Source organism: Methylobacterium sp. WL103, assembly GCF_008039885.1.
In the GTDB taxonomy this organism is placed as follows: Bacteria; Pseudomonadota; Alphaproteobacteria; order Rhizobiales; family Beijerinckiaceae; genus Methylobacterium; species Methylobacterium cerastii.
The window spans coordinates 1-4,957 of sequence record NZ_VRUX01000318.1 but is presented as its reverse complement, the minus strand read 5'-3'; the positions used below and the strand labels follow the sequence as shown (position 1 = coordinate 4,957).

Genomic DNA, 4,957 nt, shown 5'->3' with positions numbered 1-4,957 from the left:
GGCCGGGGACGGGTCGGCGGCCGTGCGGCCGTGCTCGTCCACCGGGCCCGGACGGCATCGCACATGCGGCCGCCTGCCTGAAGCCGGCGGCGAATCTCCCAGCTTGGTCGCCCGCACCCAGCGTCCATGAACGATCCTTCCGTTCCAGGGGGCGATGACGCAAGGATCCCGCGGCCAGGAACACTAGGCGTCTCATCGCAGCGAGAACGAAGGCGCATTTCGAGAGCACCTTCCGCGCCGACTTTGCTAGCTTTTCCGGGCTGACCCACGAAGGACCCGCGAAGATGCTGTCGAAGTTCGAGCGCTATCCCCTGACCTTCGGCCCGAGCCCGATCGAGCACCTGCCGCGGCTGACGGCCCATCTCGGCGGCGACGTGCTGATCTACGCCAAGCGCGAGGATTGCAATTCGGGCCTCGCCTACGGCGGCAACAAGCTGCGCAAGCTCGAGTACATCGTGCCCGACGCCATCGCGAGCGGGGCCGACACCCTGGTCTCGATCGGCGGCGTGCAGTCGAACCACACCCGCATGGTCGCGGCGGTCGCCGCCAAGATCGGCATGAAGTGCCGGCTGATCCAGGAGGCCTGGGTCCCGCACGAGGACGCGGTCTACGACCGGGTCGGCAACATCATGCTGTCCCGCATCATGGGCGCGGAGACGCAGCTCGTCGACGACGGCTTCGACATCGGCATCCGCGAGAGCTGGACGAAGGCCCTGGAGGACGTGAAGGCCAAGGGCGGCAAGCCCTACGCGATCCCCGCCGGCGCCTCGGTGCACAAGTTCGGCGGGCTCGGCTACGTCGGCTTCGCCGAGGAGGTCCGCGCCCAGGAGGCCGAGATGGGCCTGCACTTCGACTACATCGTGGTCTGCACCGTCACCGGCTCGACCCATGCCGGCATGGTGGTGGGCTTCTCCGCCGACGGGCGCGCCCGCAACGTGATCGGCATCGACGCCTCCTGCACCCCGGCCCAGACCAAGGCGCAGGTCCTGGAGATCGCCAGGAACACCGCCGAGCTCGTCGGCGCGCGGGCGATCACCGAGGACGACATCGTGCTCAACGAGGACTACGCCTACCCGGTCTACGGCGTGCCCTCGAAGGAGACGGTCGAGGCGATCCGCCTCTCGGCCCGGCTCGAAGGCATGATCACCGACCCCGTCTACGAGGGGAAGTCGATGCAGGGCATGGTCGACCTCGTGCAGAAGGGCTTCTTCCCCAAGGGCTCGAAGGTGCTCTACGCCCATCTCGGCGGAGCGCCCGCGCTCAACGGTTACAGCTACACCTTCCGAAACGGCTGAGCCGCGTCAGAAGCCGCCGGACTCCGTCGGCGGCAGCGCCGCCACCAGCTGCCGCAAGAAGGCTTGGACAGCGTGCGGCAGCTTGCGGTCGCGCATCACTTGGACCTGGATGCCGCGCATCAGGCTCATCCGCGCGTGCACCGGGATGCAGACGAGCTCGCCGAGGCGCACCGGCGTCTGCACCGTGAGGGCCGACATCAGCGCCAACCCCTTCGTCCGCCGAACGAAGGGCAGCAGGGCGGAGAGGATGTTGGCCGTGAGCGTCGGCTCGATGGTGATGTCCTCGGCGAGGCAGGCCGCGTCGAAGACCCGGCGAGCCGTGGTGTCGAGGGTCGGCACCGCGATCGGGTAGGGCTTCAGGTCCGCGAGCCGGATCGCGGGTCGGCGCGCCAGGGGGTGATCGGGGGCGCTGAGCGCCACCATCTCGACGGCGTTGTCGTAGGCGACCGCGACCAGGCTCGAGGGCGCGAGCGCGAAGGTGATGCCGATGTCGGCGTCGCCCGCCGCCACCACGTGCGTGACCTGGGCGGGGGGCAGCATCTGCACCTCGAAGCGGATGCCCGGATGGGCGGCGTGGAACCCCGCGATCGCGTTCGGCAGCAGGTCGAGGGCGAAACCCTCCGAGGTGGCGACCCGGATGAAGCCGCGCGCCAGGCCCTGCAATTCCTGGATATCGGCTGCGACCTGCTCGGCCCGCAGCAGGGTCTGGCGCGCGTGTTCCGCCAGCAGCTCCCCGGCCGGGCTGAGCACCATGCCGCGCGGGCGACGCTCGAAGAGGACGCAGTCGAGTTCGCTCTCGAGATTGGAGATCTGCCGGCTGATCGCCGAGGCTGCGATGTTCAAGTGCGTGGAGGCCGCGGCGATCGACCCAGTTCTGGCGACGGCCAAGACGTAGCGAAGGCCCGAAACGTTCATGGAACCCTGTCGATTGCCGAAACGGCACGGCAGCAATCACGAAATTCTACTTGTTGCGATGCCAATTGCACAACACCATGGCACGACGAAAAAAGCGGCAGGTCGATGCGGGCGGTCCGATGCTGGCCGCGCGGACGGGTGAGAAGGACCGACATCATGGCGAGCAGGATCATGACGACACACCGCTCCACGGCACGCGCCGCGCTCACCCTGCTGATGTTGGCCGCCAGCGTCCCGGCGCTCGCCGGCAAGGCGAACGACATCCTGGTCTACGCCTCCGACACCGAGCCGGAAAACGTCAGCCCGTATCACAACAGCGCCCGCGAGGGCGTCATCCTGGCCCGCAACGTCTGGGACACCCTGATCTACCGCGACCCGAAGACCGGCACCTACCAGCCGATGCTGGCCACCGCCTGGAAATGGGTCGATCCCGTCACCCTCGAGCTGACCCTGCGCGAGGGCGTGACCTTCCACAACGGCGACGTCTTCGGCCCGGAAGACGTGGCCTTCACCTTCAACTACGTGCTGACGCCGGAAGCCCGCACGGTGACGAAGCAGAACGTCGACTGGATGAAGTCGACGGAGGTCGTCGACGCCCACACCGTCCGCATCCATTTGAAGGCCCCCTTCCCGGCCGCGCTCGAATACCTCGCCGGCCCGACACCGATCTTCCCGGCGGCCTACTTCAAGAAGGTCGGCCTCGACGGCTTCGCCAAGGCGCCCGTCGGCACCGGCCCCTACCGCATCACCGCGGTCGAGAACGGCCGCGGCGTGAAGATGGAGCGCTTCGCCAAGTATTGGCCTGGCAGCCCGATCGGCGCGGCCAAGATCGGCAAGCTCGAGTTCCGCGTTATCCCCGACGCCGATAGCCGCATGGCCGAGCTCGTCACCGGCGGCATCGACTGGATCTGGCGCGTGCCGAGCGATCAGGCCGACCAACTGAAGGGCGCCCCCAACATCTCGGTCCTCAGCGCCGAGACCATGCGGGTCGGGTTCCTGCAGTTCGACACCCTCGGCCGAGCCAAGGAGAACTCGCCTCTGAAGGATCCCCGCGTCCGGCAGGCGATCTCGTACGCCATCGACCGCAAGGCCATGGTGGACAACCTCGTGCGTGGCGGGAGCCGGGTGATGAACGCGGCCTGCTTCATCGACCAGTTCGGCTGCACCGACGAGGGCGTGCCGCGTTACAGTTACGATCCGGCCAGGGCCAAGGCGCTTCTCAAGGAGGCGGGCTACCCGAACGGCTTCGAGATCGATCTCGGCGCCTACCGCGAGCGCGACTACGCCGAGGCCGTGATCGGCTACCTGCGCGCCGTCGGCATCACCGCCCGGCTGAACTACCTGCGCTACGCGGCGCTCCGCGACCTCATCCGGGGCGGCAAGGTCTCGATCGCCTTCCAGACCTGGGGATCGTTCTCCGTCCTCGACGTCTCGGCCTTCACGGGCGTCTACTTCCGCGGCGGCGACGAGGACCTGACCAAGGACCCCGAGACTATCGCGGCCCTCCAGGCCGGGGATGGGGCGACCGACCCGGCCGTGCGGAAGGTCAAGTACGCCGAAGCGCTCAAACGCATCGCCGGCCAGGCCTACGCCCTGCCGTTGTTCTCGTACTCGACGAACTACGCCTTCACGTCGGACCTGACCTTCACGGCGCAGCCCGACGAGCTGCCGCGCTTCTACGCGGCGCAGTGGAAGTGACGGCCGGCGCCTGAAGCCGACCGACCGCCGACCGAACGAGGGAGCCGGGCCATGCTGCGATTCATGATCCAACGAAGTCTGGTGGCGCTGGCGGTCGCCGTGACGGTGTCGGTGGCGAGCTTCATGCTCCTGCACCTGTCGGGCGACCTCGCCACCGCCATCGCGGGGCCGGAGGCGACCTCCGTGCAGGTGGAGGCGATCCGGGTCCAGTACGGGCTCAACCAGCCCCTTCTCGCGCAGTTCTTCGCCTGGGGGGCCAAAGCGATCCGGCTCGATTTCGGCAACTCGTTCTACTTCCGCGAGAGCGTGATCGACCTGCTGGCCGCCCGCCTGCCGATCACCCTGTTCCTCGGCGTGGTGGCGCTGGCCGTGGCGCTCTTCGTGGCCATCCCCCTCGGGGTGCTGGCCGCGGTCCGGCGCGACACCTGGATCGACCGGGCCGCCCTCTCGGTCTCGGTGCTGGGCCAGGCCATGCCGAGCTTCTGGTTCGGCCTGACCCTGATCATGATCTTCTCGGTGAACCTGCGCTGGCTGCCGGTCTCCGGCAACACGACCTGGAAGCACTTCGTGCTGCCGGCGATCGCGCTCGGCTACTACGCCATGCCGGCGGTGATGCGGCTCACCCGCAACGGCATGCTGGAGGTCCTGGCCTCCGACTACGTCCGCACCGCCCGCGCCAAGGGCCTGCCCCCGCGCAAGATCCTGATCCGGCATGCGCTTCGCAACGCCGTCATCCCGGTGATCGCGCTCGCCGCCGTGCAGTTCGGCTTCTTGCTCGGCGGCTCCATCGTGATCGAGGCGGTGTTCTCGCTCCAGGGGCTCGGCCAGCTCGCCTGGGAATCCATCGCCCGCAACGACTTCCCGGTGGTGCAGGCGATCGTGCTGGTCCTGGCAATGATCTACATCGCCCTGACGCTGGCCGCCGACCTCCTCAACGCCTTCCTCGATCCCCGGCTGCGCCAATGACCCTCCAGCCATCCGCCTCCCCCATCGCGGCCGGCTTGCCCGAGACGCCGACGGCCCTCTCGGCCGACAGGCCGGCGGCGCTC

Annotated in this window: 5 protein-coding genes; 3 read left to right on the top strand and 2 right to left on the bottom strand. The window is 68.5% G+C overall.

Going from position 1 to position 4,957, the window contains the following annotated elements; translation table 11 throughout:
* Positions 1-284 precede the first annotated feature (284 nt).
* The gene (locus FV222_RS17290; RefSeq protein ID WP_147761650.1) at positions 285-1,295 is read left to right on the top strand and encodes a 1-aminocyclopropane-1-carboxylate deaminase; all 1,011 of its coding nucleotides are present in this window, start codon (positions 285-287) and stop codon (positions 1,293-1,295) included.
* Positions 1,296-1,301: 6 nt separating this feature from the next.
* On the opposite strand, the gene FV222_RS17285 is transcribed toward FV222_RS17290, so the two are convergent.
* Both FV222_RS17285 and FV222_RS29775 read right to left on the bottom strand, forming a co-directional pair.
* Positions 1,302-2,210 (bottom strand): LysR family transcriptional regulator, encoded by a 909-nt coding sequence (locus FV222_RS17285; RefSeq protein ID WP_147761649.1) that lies wholly within the window; start codon positions 2,208-2,210, stop codon positions 1,302-1,304.
* The gene (locus tag FV222_RS29775) at positions 2,207-2,383 is read right to left on the bottom strand and encodes a hypothetical protein (RefSeq protein ID WP_187277365.1); all 177 of its coding nucleotides are present in this window, start codon (positions 2,381-2,383) and stop codon (positions 2,207-2,209) included. The genes FV222_RS17285 and FV222_RS29775 overlap by 4 nt, the downstream gene beginning before the upstream one ends.
* On the opposite strand from FV222_RS29775, the gene FV222_RS17280 reads away from it, so the two are divergent.
* On the top strand, positions 2,382-3,908 hold the full coding sequence (locus tag FV222_RS17280; protein WP_246685517.1) for an ABC transporter substrate-binding protein: 1,527 nt from the start codon (positions 2,382-2,384) through the stop codon (positions 3,906-3,908). The two genes, FV222_RS29775 and FV222_RS17280, sit on opposite strands and share 2 nt — an antisense overlap.
* A gap of 51 nt (positions 3,909-3,959) precedes the next feature.
* Positions 3,960-4,874: an ABC transporter permease gene (locus tag FV222_RS17275; RefSeq protein ID WP_147761647.1), complete on the top strand. Its 915-nt coding sequence runs from the start codon at positions 3,960-3,962 to the stop codon at positions 4,872-4,874.
* The last annotated feature ends 83 nt before the right edge of the window (positions 4,875-4,957 follow it).